Source organism: Aeribacillus sp. FSL K6-8394, assembly GCF_038008865.1.
Lineage (GTDB): Bacteria > Bacillota > Bacilli > Bacillales > Aeribacillaceae > Aeribacillus > Aeribacillus composti.
Genome location: NZ_JBBPAA010000002.1, coordinates 124147 through 142790, shown reverse-complemented (window position 1 = coordinate 142790; position 18644 = coordinate 124147). Strand labels below are relative to the sequence as shown.

The window sequence follows — 18644 nt, the reverse complement described above, 5'->3', positions numbered from 1 at the left end:
TTCGTGATTGCGCTACGGTTCTGATGAACCGTAGAACAACCCCGTTATTTTTTACGACGGCGAACGATAAATTTATCGGATTTGTTTTTCTTTTTGCGAGTTTTAAACCCAAGAGTCGGTTTACCCCAAGGCGTCATAGGAGATTTACGACCAATAGGTGCTTTTCCTTCTCCCCCACCGTGCGGGTGATCGCTAGGGTTCATAACAGATCCGCGAACTGTTGGACGTTTGCCTAACCAGCGGGAACGACCTGCTTTACCAATATTAATTAATTCATGCTGCTCATTCCCTACTTGGCCGACAGTGGCACGGCAAGTTGCCAAAATCATGCGGACCTCACCAGAAGCTAAACGAACTAATACATATTTTCCTTCTTTACCAAGCACTTGAGCTGAAGTACCTGCAGAACGAACCAATTGTCCGCCTTTTCCTGGTTTTAATTCGATGTTATGAATGACAGTACCTACTGGGATATTTTGAAGAGGAAGTGCGTTTCCAACTTTAATATCAGCTGTAGGTCCTGACATTACTTCCATTCCTACTTTTAAGTTTTTAGGAGCCAGAATATAGCGTTTTTCTCCGTCAACATAGTTAATTAATGCAATGTTTGCGGAGCGGTTTGGATCGTACTCAATAGTAGCAACGCGTCCTGGTATTCCATCTTTATCGCGCTTAAAATCAATAATACGATATTGACGTTTATGGCCTCCGCCTTGATGACGAACAGTTAGCTTACCTTGGTTGTTGCGTCCTGCTTTTTTATGAAGCGGAGCAAGCAACGACTTTTCCGGCTTGTCAGTAGTGATTTCAGCAAAATCAGATACTGTCATGCCGCGGCGACCGTTAGAGGTTGGTTTATATTTTTTAATCGCCATCTCAGTTTCCCTCCTTCACTTTCAAAATTATGCTTCGAACAATTTGATTTCTTTGCTGTCTGCCGTTAATTTCACGATTGCTTTTTTACGGCGATTTGTCAAACCGCTGAACCGGCCAACACGTTTAAGTTTTCCTTTGTAATTCATAATGTTGACTTTTTCAACTTTGACATCGAAAATTTTTTCAATAGCGTCCTTCACTTCTGTTTTGTTTGCTTTCACATCTACTTCGAATGTATATTTTTTGTCAGCTACTAGATCCATTGAACGTTCAGTGATGATGGGGCGCTTAATAATATCTCGAGGATCCTTCATTATCCAAGCACCTCCTCTACTTTTTCCACCGCTGCTTTTGTAATAACAAGTTTATCATGGCTCAACACATCCAACACGTTGATTCCATTAGCCGTAACAACTGTTACACCTGGAATATTGCGTGCAGACAGGATTACATTTTCGTTTTCGTCTCCTGTTACAATCAGCGCTTTTCTGTCAACGGAAAGCCCTTTGAGAATTCCAGCCATTTCTTTCGTTTTTGGAGCTTCCAACACTAAATCTTCTAATACAACAATATTGTTCTCTTGAACTTTAGAAGATAAAGCTGATTTGATTGCTAAGCGGCGGACTTTTTTCGGTAATTTGTATGCATATGTGCGAGGTGTTGGTCCAAATACTGTCCCACCTCCGCGCCATTGAGGTGAACGGATGGATCCCTGACGTGCGCGTCCTGTACCTTTTTGACGCCATGGCTTACGGCCACCGCCACTAACTTCAGAACGGTTTTTTACTTTATGAGTGCCTTGTCTTTGAGAAGTTCTTTGCATAATGACAGCTTCAAATAATACGTGTTTATTCGGCTCAATACCAAAAACAGAATCATTTAATTCGATTTCGCCAACTGCTGATCCGTTTTGGTTATATAACGTAACTTTCGGCATTTTTCCGTTTCCTCCTTTCCTGTTGAAATTACTTCGCTTTTACTGCAGATTTAATAATAACTAATGATTTTTTCGGTCCCGGAACATTCCCTTTGATTAAAAGAAGATTGCGTTCAGCATCTACTTTTACAACTTCAAGATTTTGAACGGTTACGCGTTCACCGCCCATTCTTCCAGGAAGTTCTTTTGATTTAAAAACACGGTTTGGTGCAATGGCTCCCATTGAACCAGGACGACGGTGGTACCGTGAACCGTGAGACATTGGGCCACGTGATTGTCCGTGACGTTTAATCGCACCTTGAAATCCTTTCCCTTTAGAAATACCTGTCACATCAACAAGTTCCCCAGCAGAAAAAATGTCTACTTTAACCTCTTGACCAATTTCATACTCGTCTACATTAGCACCTCTAACTTCACGAATGAAGCGCTTAGGAGCAGTATTTGCTTTTGCAGCGTGACCTTTTTCCGGCTTGTTTGCAAGCTTTTCACGCTTGTCTTCAAAACCTAGTTGAATAGCATCGTAGCCGTCTGTTTCAACAGTCTTCTTTTGAAGAACGACGTTTGGGGATGCTTCAACTACAGTAACAGGAATTAATTCACCGTTTTCTGCAAATACTTGCGTCATTCCAATTTTTCTTCCTAAGATTCCTTTGGTCATGAGTCACACCTCCTAAATTTCAAATGTTTTAATCTATCGTTACAGTTTAATTTCAATGTCTACACCAGAAGGCAAATCTAAACGCATTAACGCATCAACCGTTTGCGGTGTAGGGTTGACAATATCGATTAAACGTTTATGTGTACGCATTTCAAATTGTTCACGAGAATCTTTATATTTGTGCACTGCTCGAAGAATTGTATAAACTGTTTTTTCAGTCGGTAGCGGAATTGGACCAGAAACATTTGCTCCCGAACGTTTTGCAGTTTCTACAATTTTTTCGGCAGATTGATCAAGGATTCTGTGATCATACGCTTTTAATCGAATTCGAATTTTTTGTTTTGCCATTATTTTCCCTCCTTTTCGCCTACTTTCCATAGACAATTCTCCACGAGAATTTCCTGTACGCCCGCCATGGCAAAGCGGCCGGGTGTATCAGCAACCTCCCGCTTCATCGCAGTCAAAGACCAACGTTATACATTATATAAAAAACAGGTGTCTAATGCAAGAAAAATTCAGGATTTCCTATAAAATTTAGTGTTGTTTCTTTAAAAGTTAATGCTTTGCAGACTTCATATTTATAATAAAAAAAGCGAGCCTATTCGACTCGCTTTTTTCAATTAGTCAAGGATAGCTGAAACAGATCCTGCACCTACAGTACGACCGCCTTCGCGGATAGAGAATTTCGTACCGTCTTCAATCGCAACTGGAGAAATGAGTTCAACAGTCATTTCAACGTTATCTCCAGGCATTACCATTTCTACACCTTCTGGAAGAGTGATAATTCCAGTTACGTCTGTAGTACGGAAATAGAATTGTGGACGGTAGTTAGAGAAGAATGGGGTATGACGTCCACCTTCTTCTTTAGAAAGAACGTAAACTTGTGCTTTGAATTTTTTGTGCGGTGTGATAGAACCAGGTTTTGCTAAAACTTGACCGCGTTCTACTTCGTCACGTGCGATACCGCGAAGTAAAGCACCGATGTTGTCTCCAGCTTCAGCTTGATCAAGAAGCTTACGGAACATTTCAACACCAGTAACAGTTGTTTTCTTAGATTCTTCAGCTAAACCAACGATTTCTACTTCGTCACCAACTTTTACAACGCCGCGTTCTACACGACCAGTTGCAACTGTACCGCGACCAGTGATAGAGAATACGTCTTCAACAGGCATCATGAAAGGTTTTTCTGTATCGCGTTCTGGAGTTGGGATGTATTCGTCAACTGCGTTCATTAATTCAATGATTTTTTCTTCCCATTCAGCATCTCCTTCAAGTGCTTTAAGCGCAGAACCTTTGATAACAGGTACATCGTCGCCAGGGAAGTCATATTCAGAAAGAAGGTCACGAACTTCCATTTCAACTAGTTCTAATAATTCTTCGTCGTCTACCATATCGCATTTGTTTAAGAATACAACGATGTAAGGCACACCTACTTGGCGAGATAAAAGAATGTGCTCACGAGTTTGCGGCATAGGACCGTCAGCAGCAGAAACAACTAGGATAGCGCCGTCCATTTGAGCAGCACCAGTGATCATGTTTTTAACATAGTCTGCGTGTCCAGGGCAGTCAACGTGTGCATAGTGGCGGTTGTCAGTTTCGTATTCTACGTGTGCAGTTGAAATCGTGATTCCGCGTTCACGCTCTTCTGGAGCACCGTCAATTTGATCATATGCACGAGCTTCAGCTTTACCTTGTTTTGCAAGAACAGTAGTAATAGCTGCAGTCAAAGTAGTTTTACCATGGTCAACGTGGCCGATTGTACCAATGTTAACATGTGGTTTAGAGCGTTCATATTTCGCTTTAGCCATAAGTAATTTTTCCTCCTTAAAAAAATATGTTTCATTTTAAATAAATATATAGAATACTTGGAGGCGGCGCAAGTGCATCCGCATCCAAGGGCTACATAAGTATTTATACTTGAACAATGGTTGAAAATCAATTATTCGCCTTTATTTTTTTTGATAATTTCTTCTGCAATGTTTTTAGGCACCTCTTCGTAATGATCGAAGTGCATCGTAAATGTACCGCGTCCTTGTGTATTGGAACGAAGTGCGGTTGCATAACCAAACATTTCAGCAAGTGGAACCATTGCTTTTACAACTTGTGCATTTCCACGTGCTTCCATTCCTTCCACACGTCCACGGCGTGAAGTGATATCACCCATGATGTCTCCCATGTACTCTTCAGGTACAATTACTTCAACTTTCATAATTGGCTCAAGGAGTACCGGGTTACATTTTTGAGCAGCATTTTTAAGGGCAAGTGAAGCGGCAATTTTAAACGCCATCTCACTTGAGTCAACATCGTGGTAAGACCCATCAAAAAGTTTAGCTTTAATGTCAATTAACGGATAGCCTGCAAGCACACCGTTTTGCATTGCATCTTCCAAACCAGCCTGAACCGCTGGGATGTACTCGCGTGGAACGACACCACCGACAATTGCGTTTTCGAATTCAAATCCTTTTCCTTCTTCATTTGGACTGAATTCGATCCAAACGTGACCGTATTGTCCGCGTCCGCCTGATTGACGTACGAATTTACCTTCAACTTGTGCGGATGAGCGGAATGTTTCGCGATACGCAACTTGCGGCGCACCTACATTACATTCAACTTTAAATTCACGTTTCATACGGTCAACGATAATGTCTAGGTGAAGTTCGCCCATACCGGCAATAATTGTTTGGCCAGTTTCCGGATCCGTATGCGATTTGAATGTTGGGTCTTCTTCAGATAGTTTTTGCAATGCTGTTGACATTTTGTCTTGGTCTGCTTTTGATTTAGGTTCAATCGCAACTCTGATAACAGGCTCTGGAAACTCCATCGATTCTAAAATAACCGGATGGTTTTCATCACATAGAGTATCTCCAGTTGTTGTATCTTTTAAACCAACTGCAGCAGCAATATCACCTGCATATACCATTGGAATTTCTTCGCGGTGATTCGCGTGCATTTGTAGAATACGTCCAATCCGTTCACGTTTACCTTTTGTGGAATTGGATACGTATGAACCGGAACTTAATGTTCCTGAATATACGCGGAAGAAAGTTAATTTTCCTACATATGGGTCTGTCATTACTTTAAACGCCAATGCAGCAAATGGTTCATCGTCGCTTGATTTGCGAACTGTTTCTTCCTCTGTATCAGGGATGACGCCTTTTATCGGTGGCACATCGATTGGCGATGGCAAGTAATCAATTACCGCATCCAGCATTAGCTGCACGCCTTTATTTTTAAAAGCTGAGCCGCATAAAACAGGATAAAACTCAACGTTACAAGTACCTTTACGGATAGCTGCTTTCAGCTCGTCAACGGAAATTTCCTCTCCTTCAAGGTACTTCATCATCAATTCTTCATCAAGCTCTGCAACTGCTTCAATCAATCGAGTGTGCAGCTCTTCTGCTTGTTCTTTATACTCGTCTGGAATTTCACGAGCTTCCGAACGCGTACCTAGATCATCCAGATAGTAATATGCTTTCATTTCCACAAGGTCAATGATACCTTCAAATTGATCTTCTGCTCCAATCGGGAGCTGAATAGGGTGTGCGTTAGCCTCTAAGCGATCGTGAAGTGTTTTGACAGAGTATAAAAAGTCTGCGCCGATTTTATCCATTTTGTTAACAAATACAATGCGCGGCACTCCGTATGTTGTTGCTTGGCGCCAAACTGTTTCCGTTTGCGGCTCAACGCCAGACTGAGCATCAAGAACTGCAACTGCTCCGTCTAGGACTCTCAAAGAACGTTCAACTTCAACCGTGAAGTCTACGTGCCCTGGCGTATCAATAATATTGATCCGATGTCCCTTCCATTGAGCTGTTGTAGCGGCAGATGTAATGGTAATACCGCGTTCTTGTTCTTGCTCCATCCAGTCCATTTGGGAAGCTCCTTCGTGAGTCTCCCCGATTTTGTGAATGCGGCCTGTATAGAACAAAATTCTCTCAGTCGTTGTCGTCTTACCAGCATCAATGTGCGCCATAATACCGATATTGCGAGTTTTTTCTAAGGAGAACTCTCTTGGCATCGGGTAATTTCTCCTTCCTTCATGGGTATTGATAAATATTATGTTTATTACCAGCGGTAATGTGCAAATGCTCTATTCGCTTCAGCCATTTTATGTGTATCTTCACGCTTTTTCACTGCCGCACCTGTGTTGTTTGCTGCGTCAATGATTTCAGCCGCAAGACGTTCTTCCATCGTTCTTTCACCACGAAGGCGGGCATAGTTTACTAACCAGCGAAGACCCAAAGTTGTGCGGCGTTCAGGACGAACCTCTACAGGTACTTGGTAGTTTGCACCCCCTACACGGCGTGCACGAACTTCTAATACTGGCATAATATTTTTCAACGCTTGTTCAAACACTTCCATTGGATCTTTGCCAGTTCGTTCTCTCACGATATCAAATGCATTGTAAAGAATTTTTTGCGCTTTGCTTTTTTTACCGTCAATCATGATTTTATTAATCAGACGAGTAACTAATTTTGAATTGTAAATTGGATCTGGTAGTACGTCACGTTTTGGTACAGGTCCTTTACGTGGCATCACTAAATTCCTCCCTTCATTCTGTATTTATTATATTATCTTTTAGTTTTTAGGACGTTTCGTTCCATATTTGGAACGGCCTTGCTTACGGTTTTCAACTCCAGCTGTGTCAAGGGCTCCGCGTACGATATGATAGCGGACACCAGGCAAGTCTTTTACACGTCCGCCGCGGATTAGCACAACGCTGTGCTCTTGCAGGTTATGTCCGATCCCCGGAATATAAGCTGTTACTTCAATTCCGTTTGACAAGCGGACACGTGCATATTTACGAAGAGCTGAGTTTGGTTTTTTAGGTGTCATTGTTCCAACACGTGTACATACCCCGCGTTTTTGCGGCGAAGATAAATTTGTCTGTTCTTTTTTGAAGCTGTTGTATCCTTTGTTTAACGCAGGAGATTTTGATTTTACTACTTTGCGCGTGCGGCCTTTTCGCACTAATTGGTTAATTGTAGGCATATACATTTCCTCCCTTCAAACGTTTTTTCAAACCCACACATCCAGGCGGTTCATAATTTGGTAAAAACAATTGTTTTTGCAGAAATCTACAAAAACAATGTTTATTTTATAATTGCAACAGCTGCCGCTCCAACTTCTATTCCGCAAGCTTTTCCGAGCTTCTTCATAGAATCGACCTTAATTAAAGGAACTTCTTTCTCTTCAGCCAGCTGAACCACTTTGTTTGTTACTTTCGGGTCAGCATCCACTGCAATGATAACTTCCTTTACAGTGTCATTTTTCAGAGCTTTCACTGTTTGCTTTGTACCAATAATAACCTTTTCAGCCTGTGCTACTTTTTCATAAGACATATTTCATATCCTCCAAAGTGACAGGTGATATTTACACACCTTGATAATATTAACATTGGAAAAGATGGATGTCAACTGTGCATTTTACGGCATCCATCTTTTCCCCGACAATTATTCAACCGAAATCGTTTCGTCAACGGATTTTTTATTCATGACCGGTTTTATTTTTCTATAGAGCTGCATTCCTGTTCCAGCCGGAACAAGCTTACCGATAATAACATTTTCCTTCAAGCCTAACAGTTCATCCCGTTTTCCTTTAATGGCCGCATCCGTTAATACGCGTGTTGTCTCTTGGAATGATGCGGCAGACAAGAAGGACTCCGTTTCAAGCGATGCCTTTGTAATACCGAGCAATACCGGCCGTCCTGTTGCAGGGCGTTTTCCTTCCAAAAGCACCTTTTTATTTGCTTCTGTAAATTGATGAACGTCAAGGAGTGTTCCCGGCAGAACATCCGTATCGCCGGAATCGATGACACGGACTTTCCGCAGCATTTGCCGCACCATTACTTCAATATGTTTATCGCCGATTTCCACACCTTGCATTCTGTACACTTTTTGCACTTCACGAAGCAAATATTCTTGAACGGCTAAAATGTCTTTTACTTTCAACAATTCTTTTGGATCTATTGAACCTTCCGTAATTTCTTGGCCGCGTTCTACACGGTCCCCCACAGCTACTTTTAAGCGGGCGTTAAATGGCGCCGTGTATGTGCGTGTTTCCACTTCACCGCGGACGACAATTTCTTGCTGCTTATCTCTCACTTCATTAATTTCAGCAACTACCCCGTCAATTTCTGAAATAACCGCTTGCCCTTTTGGATTACGGGCTTCAAACAATTCTTGAACACGCGGCAAACCTTGGGTAATGTCGTCGCCGGCAACCCCACCGGTGTGGAAAGTACGCATCGTCAGCTGTGTACCCGGCTCTCCGATCGATTGAGCAGCGATAATTCCTACCGCTTCGCCTACTTCGACATCAGTGCCGGTAGCCAAGTTCCGTCCATAACATTTTTTACATACACCATGTCTTGTATTACATGTGAATGCAGAGCGAATCCAAACTTCTTCTATCCCTGCATTGACAATTTGAGCTGCTATGTCTTCGGTAATCATTTCATTTTCCCTGACAAGCACTTCGCCCGTTTCAGGATGAATAACCGATCTTCTTGCATATCGTCCGATAATCCGTTCCTCGAGTTTTTCGATAACTTCTGAACCGTCTTTCAGCGCTCTCGCTAAAATTCCTCTGTCTGTTCCGCAGTCTTCCTCACGAATAATCACATCTTGCGCAACATCTACAAGGCGGCGTGTTAAATAACCGGAGTCAGCAGTTTTTAATGCTGTATCTGCCAGACCTTTTCTGGCACCATGGGTCGAGATGAAGTATTCTAACACTGTCAAACCTTCTCTAAAACTCGATTTAATCGGAAGCTCAATAATTCGTCCAGCAGGGTTAGCCATCAGTCCGCGCATTCCCGCAAGCTGTGTGAAGTTAGATGCATTTCCGCGAGCTCCTGAATCGCTCATCATGAAAATCGGATTCCGCTTATCTAATGAATTCATCAGCTTGCTTTGAATGGTGTCTTTAGCAGCACTCCAAATAGAGATAACACGATCGTACCGCTCATCTTCAGTGATTAATCCGCGTCTGAATTGCTTCAAGACATTGTCAACTTTAGCTTGCGCCTCTTTTAAAATTGCTTCTTTTTCCGCCAACACAACAATATCAGAAACACCGATTGTAATTCCGGCCTTAGTCGAATATTTAAAGCCTAAATCTTTTAAGCGGTCAAGCATTTTCGATGTTTCAGTAATATGGAATCTCTTAAAGACTTCGGCAATAATTTTTCCTAAAATTCCTTTTTTAAATGGCGGAATGATTTCTTGGTTTTTAATGTGCTCCCGCACATCTACCTGTGCCGGATCAACAAAATATTTATCAGGCGTGCATTCTTGAATGTTCTTAGTTGACGGCTCATTAATATACGGGAACGAATTCGGCAGTATTTCGTTGAATATTAATTTTCCTACCGTTGTGATCAGAAGCTTTTTATTTTGTTCTTCTGTAAATGTTTCGTTCTTTAAGGAACCGGCATGTACTGCAATTCGTGTATGCAAATGTACATGGCCGTTTTGATAGGCAATGAGCGCCTCATCAGGATCTTTGAAAATTTTCCCTTCTCCGATCGCTCCTTCACGTTCCATTGTTAAGTAATAGTTCCCCAACACCATATCTTGTGAAGGCGTAACAACCGGTTTTCCGTCTTTCGGATTTAAAATGTTTTGAGCCGCAAGCATTAACAGCCTTGCTTCTGCTTGTGCTTCTGCCGATAACGGAACGTGAACAGCCATTTGGTCACCGTCGAAGTCAGCATTATAGGCTGTACATACCAACGGATGTAGACGAATGGCACGCCCTTCGACTAACGTCGGTTCGAACGCTTGGATTCCTAATCTGTGCAAAGTCGGTGCCCGGTTAAGCAGAACCGGATGTTCTTTAATGACTTCCTCCAACACATCCCAAACTTCAGGATGGACGCGTTCAATTTTCCGTTTGGCGCTTTTAATGTTATGTGCCAGCCCTTTTTCAACAAGCTCCTTCATGACAAAAGGCTTAAAGAGCTCAAGCGCCATTTCCTTTGGCAAACCGCATTGATACATTTTCAGATTTGGGCCGACAACGATAACGGATCGTCCAGAGTAGTCAACCCGTTTCCCTAACAGGTTTTGACGGAAGCGTCCTTGCTTTCCTTTCAGCATATGAGAGAGTGACTTCAGTGGACGATTTCCCGGTCCAGTAACTGGACGACCACGGCGTCCATTGTCAATAAGTGCGTCAACAGCCTCTTGAAGCATCCGTTTCTCATTTTGCACGATGATACTTGGCGCTCCAAGATCCAACAGTCTTTTTAAACGATTGTTTCGGTTAATAACACGGCGATACAAATCGTTCAAATCGGAAGTTGCAAAGCGTCCGCCATCCAATTGAACCATCGGCCGCAATTCAGGCGGAATGACAGGAAGTACGTCCAACACCATCCATGAAGGGTCATTTCCGGAATTTCTGAATGCCTCCATCACTTCAAGGCGTTTAATCGCTCTTGTGCGCCGCTGGCCTTGAGAAGATTTAAGCTCTTCTTTTAACGCTTCTACTTCTTTATCAAGATTGATATCTTGCAATAATTTTTTAATTGCTTCCGCACCCATTGATGCTTGGAAGGCATTTCCGTATTTCTCGCGGTATGTGCGATACTCTTTTTCAGATAAAAGCTGTTTCTTTTCAAGTGGTGTGTCCCCAGGATCTGTCACGACGTAAGAGGCAAAATAAATAACTTCTTCCAATGCTCGAGGTGACATGTCAAGAACTAGTCCCATACGGCTTGGAATCCCTTTGAAATACCAAATATGAGAGACAGGGGCAGCAAGTTCGATGTGCCCCATTCTCTCCCGACGCACTTTTGCTCGCGTAACCTCAACACCGCATCGATCGCATACTACGCCTTTATAGCGAACCCGTTTATATTTTCCGCAGTGGCATTCCCAATCTTTTGTCGGACCGAATATACGTTCACAAAACAAACCGTCTTTTTCAGGCTTTAAAGTACGATAGTTGATCGTTTCTGGTTTTTTCACTTCACCATATGACCATGAACGAATTTTATCAGGTGAAGCAAGACCGATGTGCATATACTCAAAATTATTTACATCCAGCAAGGGGCCTACCTCCCTTTTTATCTTCCGTAGCAAAAAATTCCTTTACTCTTTGGCAACTGCATCTTTTTCTTCTTTATCAACAATTTCCTCTTCGATTGTTTCAGTCGTTAAAGAGAGGCCATCTGACTGGGCGGAATTTACCTCATCTTCCAATTCTCTCATTTCGATTTCTTGTTCATCGCTTGAGAGAATTTTAACATCCAGTCCTAAGCTTTGAAGCTCCTTAATTAATACTTTGAAAGATTCAGGAACTCCAGGTTCAGGCACATTTTCGCCTTTTACGATTGCCTCGTATGTTTTTACACGACCGACAACATCGTCTGATTTTACAGTAAGGATTTCTTGCAATGTATATGCTGCTCCATAGGCTTCTAAAGCCCAAACCTCCATTTCTCCGAACCGCTGTCCACCGAACTGTGCTTTACCGCCGAGCGGTTGCTGTGTAACAAGCGAGTATGGACCTGTGGAACGAGCATGCAGTTTATCGTCAACCATGTGCGCCAGTTTGATCATATACATGATTCCGACAGACACGCGATTATCGAAAGGTTCCCCAGTGCGGCCGTCGTAAAGGACCGTTTTCGCATCACGAGCCATCCCAGCTTCTTCAATTGTTGACCATACATCTTCTTCTGTCGCACCATCGAATACCGGAGTTGCAACATGAATGCCCAGCTTCTTAGCCGCCATTCCTAAGTGCAATTCCAATACTTGCCCGATGTTCATCCGGGAAGGTACTCCTAATGGATTTAACATGATGTCAACTGGTGTTCCATCCGGCAAAAACGGCATGTCCTCCTCAGGGAGAATTCGGGAAATAACCCCTTTGTTTCCATGGCGGCCTGCCATTTTATCCCCTTCAGAGATTTTACGCTTCTGTACAATGTATACACGCACCAGCTGGTTGACACCTGGAGGCAGTTCATCTCCGTCTTCACGGTTAAACACTTTTACATCAAGAACAATACCTCCGCCCCCATGCGGAACACGAAGTGATGTATCACGAACCTCACGTGCTTTTTCTCCAAAAATAGCGTGCAATAATCGTTCTTCAGCAGTCAGTTCTGTAACTCCTTTTGGCGTTACTTTCCCAACAAGCAAGTCGCCGTCTTTAACTTCTGCTCCAATGCGGACAATGCCTCGTTCATCCAAGTTGCGAAGAGCGTCTTCTCCGACATTTGGAATATCACGAGTTATTTCTTCCGGACCCAATTTTGTATCACGGGATTCGGACTCATATTCTTCAATATGGATGGAAGTATAGACGTCTTCTTTTACAAGACGCTCGCTCATGATGATGGCATCTTCATAGTTATATCCATCCCATGTCATAAAGGCGACAAGTACATTTCGGCCTAAAGCAAGCTCTCCCTTTTCCATGGAAGGACCGTCAGCTAAAATTTCGCCTTTCTCGACTTCGTCTCCAACAGATACAATTGGGCGCTGATTGTAGCACATTCCTTGGTTGGAACGGACGAATTTCAACAATTTGTACTCGTCGAGATCACCTTTAACCTTTTGGCCGTCCACTTCTTCATAACGGCGAACTAAAATTCTGTTGGCTTCAACTCGTTCGACAACGCCTGCGTGCTTGCAGATGACAGCTGCTCCAGAGTCTCTAGCCGATACATACTCCATTCCGGTACCAACAATAGGCGCTTCTGGTTGAAGCAAAGGAACAGCTTGGCGCTGCATGTTCGCACCCATTAATGCACGGTTGGAGTCATCGTTTTCCAAGAACGGGATACAAGCTGTTGCTGCTGATACAACTTGCTTAGGCGAAACGTCCATGTAGTCGACACGGTCTTTTTTCACCACTATGTTTTCCCCGCGGAAACGGGCAACAATATTATCTTCTAAAAACGTTCCATCCTCTGCTACTGGCACGTTAGCCTGAGCAACAACATAGTTATCTTCTTCGTCAGCTGTCAAATAGTCAATTCGGTCTGTTACCTTCCCTGTTTCAGGGTCAACTCTTCTATACGGCGTTTCAATAAAACCGAAACGGTTTACTTTTGCATATGTTGATAATGAGTTAATCAATCCGATATTTGGACCTTCAGGCGTTTCAATTGGACACATGCGTCCATAATGGGAATAATGGACGTCGCGAACTTCAAAGCCTGCTCGTTCACGTGTGAGTCCGCCAGGTCCCAATGCAGATAAACGGCGCTTATGCGTCAGTTCTGCAAGAGGATTTGTTTGATCCATGAATTGGGACAATTGGGAGCTGCCAAAAAATTCTTTAATGGCCGCAATTACTGGACGGATGTTGATTAATTGCTGCGGAGTAATCGTATTGGCATCCTGAATGGACATTCTTTCCCTCACAACACGCTCCATCCGTGAAAGTCCGATTCGGAACTGGTTTTGCAAAAGCTCCCCTACCGAACGAAGACGGCGGTTTCCTAGATGGTCAATATCATCTGTATTTCCTACTCCATATAGCAAATTAAAGAAGTAGCTGATGGACGCAATAATGTCTGCTGGCGTAATGTTTTTTACACTTTCATCAATGTTTGCGTTGCCAACAACGTTGAGAATTTTTTCTCCATCCGGATCGTTTGGAGCATAAATTTTAATAGATTGGTACGTGATGTCTTCATCAACTACTCCACCATCAGGAGTAAATTTTTTAAAACCTATTCCTTTTTCAAGGTAAGGCAAAATTTTATCCAGCGTTCTTCTATCAATAATAGTTCCTTTTTCAGCAATGATTTCTCCAGTTTCAGGGTCGACTAGAGTTTCTGCTAATCGTTGATTAAAGAGTCGGTTTTTGATATGAAGTTTCTTGTTAATTTTATATCTGCCGACACTTGCTAAATCATATCTTTTTGGATCAAAGAAACGGGAGATCAATAAGCTTTTTGCGTTTTCAACTGTTGGCGGTTCACCAGGACGCAGGCGTTCGTAAATTTCAAGAAGCGCCTTTTCTGGGCTTTCGGTATTGTCTTTATCCAACGTATTTCTTAAATATTCATTTTCTCCGAACACATCGATGATTTCTTGATCAGAGCCAAACCCAAGGGCACGTAAAAGAACCGTAACTGGTAATTTGCGAGTGCGATCAATGCGGACATATATAACATCTTTTGCATCTGTTTCGTACTCTAACCAAGCGCCACGGTTTGGAATGACGGTAGCTGTAAAGCCCTTCTTACCGTTTTTATCAATTTTGTCGCTGTAGTAAACACTAGGTGAACGGACTAATTGGGAAACAATTACTCGTTCTGCGCCATTGATCACAAATGTGCCGGTTTCCGTCATAAGCGGAAAATCGCCCATAAATACATCTTGATCTTTCACTTCGCCTGTTTCTTTATTAATTAGGCGCACTTTTACCCGCAGCGGGGCAGAATAAGTAACATCGCGTTCTTTTGCTTCTTCAACGGAGTATTTCGGTTCACCTAAGCTGTAGTCAATAAACTCAAGCGAGAGGTTACCAGTGAAATCTTCGATAGGAGATATGTCTTGAAACATTTCACGAAGACCCTCATCAAGAAACCACTGATACGAAGAGGTTTGGATTTCAATAAGATTAGGTAATTCCAACACTTCTTTAATACGCGCATAACTTCTGCGTTGGCGGTGTCGTCCGTACTGAACTAGTTGACTTGTCAACTGAGTCACCCCTCAAATCAGCATAATAATATCTTGTAAATAGCATTCCATGTTTTATATAATAAAATAAATACTATTACAAGTAAAAAGAAAAAGGATTTTCTTTATGAAAAAAGAAAACCACTGCGCAGAAATAGTTGATTTTATTATTTTTTCCTTAATGGGTTGGTTCTATACATCCAAGAAAAAATTTAGCTACAAATGGAAATTAATATATTGGCATTTTATAATGTTAACATATCCTGGATTGCAGGTCAATCTTTTTTTGCTTTAAAAATATAATAGCCTTTTTTTCTCTCTGCCACTTCTACCGAACGAAACAGAGTCTCCAGCTTTTGTTTAGCGGAAGGAGCCCCCTGCTTTTTTTGGATAACGATCCAAAGCTCTCCATGGTCTTTTAAATGATCAAAACTTTTTTCAAATATATGATGGACGACTTGTTTTCCAGCCCGAATGGGAGGGTTTGCTAAAATAGCAGCATACCATTTCCCTTCCAGCTTTTCAAACAAATTGCTTTGAAACACACGGACATTTTGAATGTTGTTTATTCGAGCATTCAGTTCTGCAAGTTCGACTGCTCTTTCATTTATATCGATCATATCAATCATTCTATCGGGTTCCGATTTTGCAATTGACAATCCGATCGGTCCGTATCCGCAGCCTACATCCAAAATATCACCTGGAATTTCGGGAGCAGCGAAAGTTTCAATTAATAGCTGCGTTCCAAAATCAACCTCCCGTTTTGAAAAAACTCCGCGGTCGGTCATGAACGCAAATGGATGATTTCTCAACGTGCACTCAATTTTTCTCCTATTGCTTTCCACTTCCGGTTTTTCTGAAAAATAATGTTCGCTCATTTTCTGCACCCCTTTTTTAGGAGTATTTTCTACGAGCAGAAATTCATACATAAAAGAAAAGCCCGCCAATGAATCAGCGAGCTTTTCTATTTATTTAACAGCTTTTACTTAACTTCAACTTCTGCTCCAACTTCTTCAAGTTTTGCTTTAAGTTCTTCAGCTTCTTCTTTAGATACGCCTTCTTTTAATGGTTTTGGAGTGTTGTCAACTAATTCTTTTGCTTCTTTTAAGCCAAGGCCAGTGATTTCACGAACAACTTTGATAACTTTAATTTTTTGTGCACCTGCATTAGCAAGAATAACATCGAATTCAGTTTTTTCTGCAGCAGCTTCACCGCCGCCAGCGCCACCAACCACAGCAACAGGAGCAGCAGCAGTTACACCAAATTCTTCTTCGATTGCTTTTACTAAGTCGTTAAGTTCAAGAACAGTCATTTCTTTTATCGCTTCAATAATTTGTTCTTTTGTCATTTGTTTTTCCTCCTTATGTTTTAAATTGCTAATAGTTTCATACGAAAATTTGCTTTAAGCGCCTTGCTCTTCTTTTTGATCTGCAACTGCTTTTGTTGCAAGTGCAAAGTTGCGAATAGGAGCTTGCAGTACAGAAAGCAACATAGAAAGCAAGCCTTCGCGAGATGGAAGGTCAGCAATCGCTTTAATTTCATCAACTGTTGCAACATTGCCTTCGATGACGCCAGCTTTAATCTCAAGCGCTTCATGCTCTTTTGCAAAATCATTCAAAATTTTAGCAGGCGCCACGACATCTTCAGTGCTAAATGCGATAGCGTTTGGACCAGTCAGCACTTCTTCTAATCCAGAAATTTCCGCTTGTTCAACAGCACGGCGAGTTAACGTATTTTTGTAAACCTTGAACTCTATATTTGCTTCACGAAGTTTTTTGCGCAATTCCGTTACTTCCGCTACATTAAGACCGCGGTAATCTACGATAACAGTAGAGACGCTTTCACGGAATTTGGCCGCAATTTCTTCAACGATCTGTTTCTTCTTTTCAATTGCGCTGCTCATTTGTTTACACCTCCTGCAAATTGAAAATGAACACTTATACCGCCGGTGAAATGAAATACCTCCATGCCCGCAGACATGGAGGTATCGTACAAATAAGCAAACGTTCCGCTTAATCTATATCATACACCTCGGTAGGATATTAAGCCTTTCGGCACCTACTGTCTACGGTATAAATGAATTCTATTTAATTACACAACATTTTTATTTTACTAAAATACACCCTGCTTGTCAAACCGGTTTATTATTTTACGACAAGGCTGGAAGGATCTACTTTAATTCCAGGGCCCATTGTAGACGTTACAGAAACGTTTTTCATGTAAGTGCCTTTTGCCGCTGCCGGTTTTGCTTTTAATAGCGCGTCGTAGATTGTTGTAAAGTTTTCAACTAATTTTTCACTGTCAAAAGAAGTTTTTCCGATTGGAACATGAACGTTCCCAGCTTTATCTACACGGTATTCAACTTTACCAGCTTTAATTTCTTTGACAGCTTTTTCAACTTCAAATGTTACCGTTCCTGTTTTAGGGTTCGGCATTAAACCTTTAGGACCTAAAATACGTCCAAGTTTACCGACTTCACCCATCATATCAGGGGTAGCCACAACAACATCGAAGTCAAACCAGCCTTGTTGAATTTTATTGATGTAGTCGCTGTCGCCAACATAATCCGCACCAGCAGCTTCCGCTTCTTTTGCTTTTTCCCCTTTAGCGAACACTAATACACGTTGTGTTTTACCTGTACCGTTCGGCAGCACAACAGCCCCGCGGATTTGCTGATCGTTTTTACGAGGATCAACGCCAAGGCGGAATGCAACTTCAACTGTCGCATCAAAGTTTGCGATATTCGTTTTCTTTACTAATTCAATTGCTTCTTTTACGTCATAAGCTTTTGAACGATCAACAAGCTTTGCAGCTTCTAAATATTTTTTACCTCTTTTTGCCATATCATTTTCCTCCTTATGTGGTTTTAGCGGAATAACCTCCCACGAATAAAGGTTGCGAACTTGAATAAACAAACTCGCAACCTACTACACCAATGCATATTGATTAGTCTTCGATCACAATGCCCATGCTTCGGGCTGTGCCTTCAACCATACGCATTGCTGCTTCAACGCTAGCTGCATTTAAGTCAGGCATTTTCGTTTCGGCAATTTCGCGAACTTTATCGCGTTTAATTGTTGCCACTTTATTACGATTCGGTTCACCAGAACCTGATTCAATTCCAGCTGCTTTTTTCAAAAGAACGGCAGCAGGCGGAGTTTTCGTAATAAATGTAAATGAACGGTCTTCAAATACCGTAATTTCAACAGGAATAATTAAGCCAGCTTGATCAGCCGTGCGAGCGTTGAACTCTTTACAGAATCCCATGATATTAACCCCAGCTTGACCGAGAGCAGGTCCTACTGGCGGCGCAGGATTAGCTTTACCTGCAGGAATCTGCAATTTCACGATTTTAATCACTTTTTTAGCCACGAGACACACCTCCTTAAGTCCGTGATGTGGTAATAGGGTAAAACCCTCCCACTCATGCAACATCCTTCTTTATATGAATGAGAGAAAGATTAATGCATCATTCAGTCTCTTTCAGAGACATATCGACTTAAGAAATATTACCATT

The 18644-nt window shown here is 42.0% G+C and carries 17 protein-coding genes and 1 other annotated feature; all 17 genes read right to left on the bottom strand.

Annotated features, from left to right (window positions below; genetic code table 11):
- Nucleotides 1-44: 44 nt before the first annotated feature.
- Nucleotides 45-875 carry a 50S ribosomal protein L2 gene (gene rplB, locus NSR00_RS13070; RefSeq protein WP_063387161.1) on the bottom strand — a complete coding sequence of 277 codons (831 nt, stop codon included), beginning with the start codon at nt 873-875 and terminating at the stop codon, nt 45-47.
- Nucleotides 876-902: 27 nt separating this feature from the next.
- A complete protein-coding gene (gene rplW, locus NSR00_RS13065; RefSeq protein WP_340789374.1) occupies nt 903-1190 on the bottom strand; it encodes a 50S ribosomal protein L23 in 288 nt (95 codons plus the stop codon).
- Nucleotides 1190-1813, bottom strand: coding sequence for a 50S ribosomal protein L4 (gene rplD / locus NSR00_RS13060; RefSeq protein WP_340789371.1), 624 nt, complete (start codon nt 1811-1813; stop codon nt 1190-1192). The genes rplW and rplD overlap by 1 nt, the downstream gene beginning before the upstream one ends.
- Nucleotides 1814-1841: 28 nt before the next feature.
- A complete protein-coding gene (rplC, locus tag NSR00_RS13055; protein ID WP_063387158.1) occupies nt 1842-2471 on the bottom strand; it encodes a 50S ribosomal protein L3 in 630 nt (209 codons plus the stop codon).
- Nucleotides 2472-2510: 39 nt separating this feature from the next.
- A complete protein-coding gene (gene rpsJ, locus NSR00_RS13050) occupies nt 2511-2819 on the bottom strand; it encodes a 30S ribosomal protein S10 (protein ID WP_063387157.1) in 309 nt (102 codons plus the stop codon).
- A 272-nt stretch (nt 2820-3091) separates the two neighbouring features.
- Nucleotides 3092-4279, bottom strand: coding sequence for an elongation factor Tu (tuf, locus tag NSR00_RS13045; protein WP_063387156.1), 1188 nt, complete (start codon nt 4277-4279; stop codon nt 3092-3094).
- 131 nt (nt 4280-4410) lie between these two features.
- Entirely contained in the window at nt 4411-6489 is a 2079-nt protein-coding gene (gene fusA, locus NSR00_RS13040; protein ID WP_063387155.1) for an elongation factor G, read from the bottom strand.
- Between the two features lie 47 nt (nt 6490-6536).
- Entirely contained in the window at nt 6537-7007 is a 471-nt protein-coding gene (gene rpsG / locus NSR00_RS13035) for a 30S ribosomal protein S7 (protein WP_063387154.1), read from the bottom strand.
- Nucleotides 7008-7049: 42 nt separating this feature from the next.
- On the bottom strand, nt 7050-7463 hold the full coding sequence (rpsL, locus tag NSR00_RS13030; protein ID WP_063387153.1) for a 30S ribosomal protein S12: 414 nt from the start codon (nt 7461-7463) through the stop codon (nt 7050-7052).
- 101 nt (nt 7464-7564) lie between these two features.
- Nucleotides 7565-7813, bottom strand: a complete 249-nt coding sequence (locus NSR00_RS13025; RefSeq protein WP_340789369.1) for a 50S ribosomal protein L7ae-like protein — start codon at nt 7811-7813, stop codon at nt 7565-7567.
- Between the two features lie 111 nt (nt 7814-7924).
- The gene (gene rpoC / locus NSR00_RS13020) at nt 7925-11527 is read right to left on the bottom strand and encodes a DNA-directed RNA polymerase subunit beta' (RefSeq protein ID WP_117017138.1); all 3603 of its coding nucleotides are present in this window, start codon (nt 11525-11527) and stop codon (nt 7925-7927) included.
- Between the two features lie 42 nt (nt 11528-11569).
- Nucleotides 11570-15148: a DNA-directed RNA polymerase subunit beta gene (rpoB, locus tag NSR00_RS13015; RefSeq protein WP_340789367.1), complete on the bottom strand. Its 3579-nt coding sequence runs from the start codon at nt 15146-15148 to the stop codon at nt 11570-11572.
- A 254-nt stretch (nt 15149-15402) separates the two neighbouring features.
- Nucleotides 15403-16005 carry a class I SAM-dependent methyltransferase gene (locus tag NSR00_RS13010; protein ID WP_063387149.1) on the bottom strand — a complete coding sequence of 201 codons (603 nt, stop codon included), beginning with the start codon at nt 16003-16005 and terminating at the stop codon, nt 15403-15405.
- 104 nt (nt 16006-16109) lie between these two features.
- Nucleotides 16110-16475: a 50S ribosomal protein L7/L12 gene (gene rplL / locus NSR00_RS13005; protein ID WP_063387148.1), complete on the bottom strand. Its 366-nt coding sequence runs from the start codon at nt 16473-16475 to the stop codon at nt 16110-16112.
- A 54-nt stretch (nt 16476-16529) separates the two neighbouring features.
- Nucleotides 16530-17030, bottom strand: coding sequence for a 50S ribosomal protein L10 (gene rplJ / locus NSR00_RS13000; RefSeq protein ID WP_327857009.1), 501 nt, complete (start codon nt 17028-17030; stop codon nt 16530-16532).
- A 43-nt stretch (nt 17031-17073) separates the two neighbouring features.
- Nucleotides 17074-17216: a sequence feature (ribosomal protein L10 leader region), on the bottom strand.
- A gap of 55 nt (nt 17217-17271) precedes the next feature.
- A complete protein-coding gene (rplA, locus tag NSR00_RS12995; RefSeq protein ID WP_340789365.1) occupies nt 17272-17970 on the bottom strand; it encodes a 50S ribosomal protein L1 in 699 nt (232 codons plus the stop codon).
- A gap of 103 nt (nt 17971-18073) precedes the next feature.
- Entirely contained in the window at nt 18074-18499 is a 426-nt protein-coding gene (gene rplK / locus NSR00_RS12990; protein WP_063387145.1) for a 50S ribosomal protein L11, read from the bottom strand.
- Nucleotides 18500-18644 lie beyond the last annotated feature (145 nt).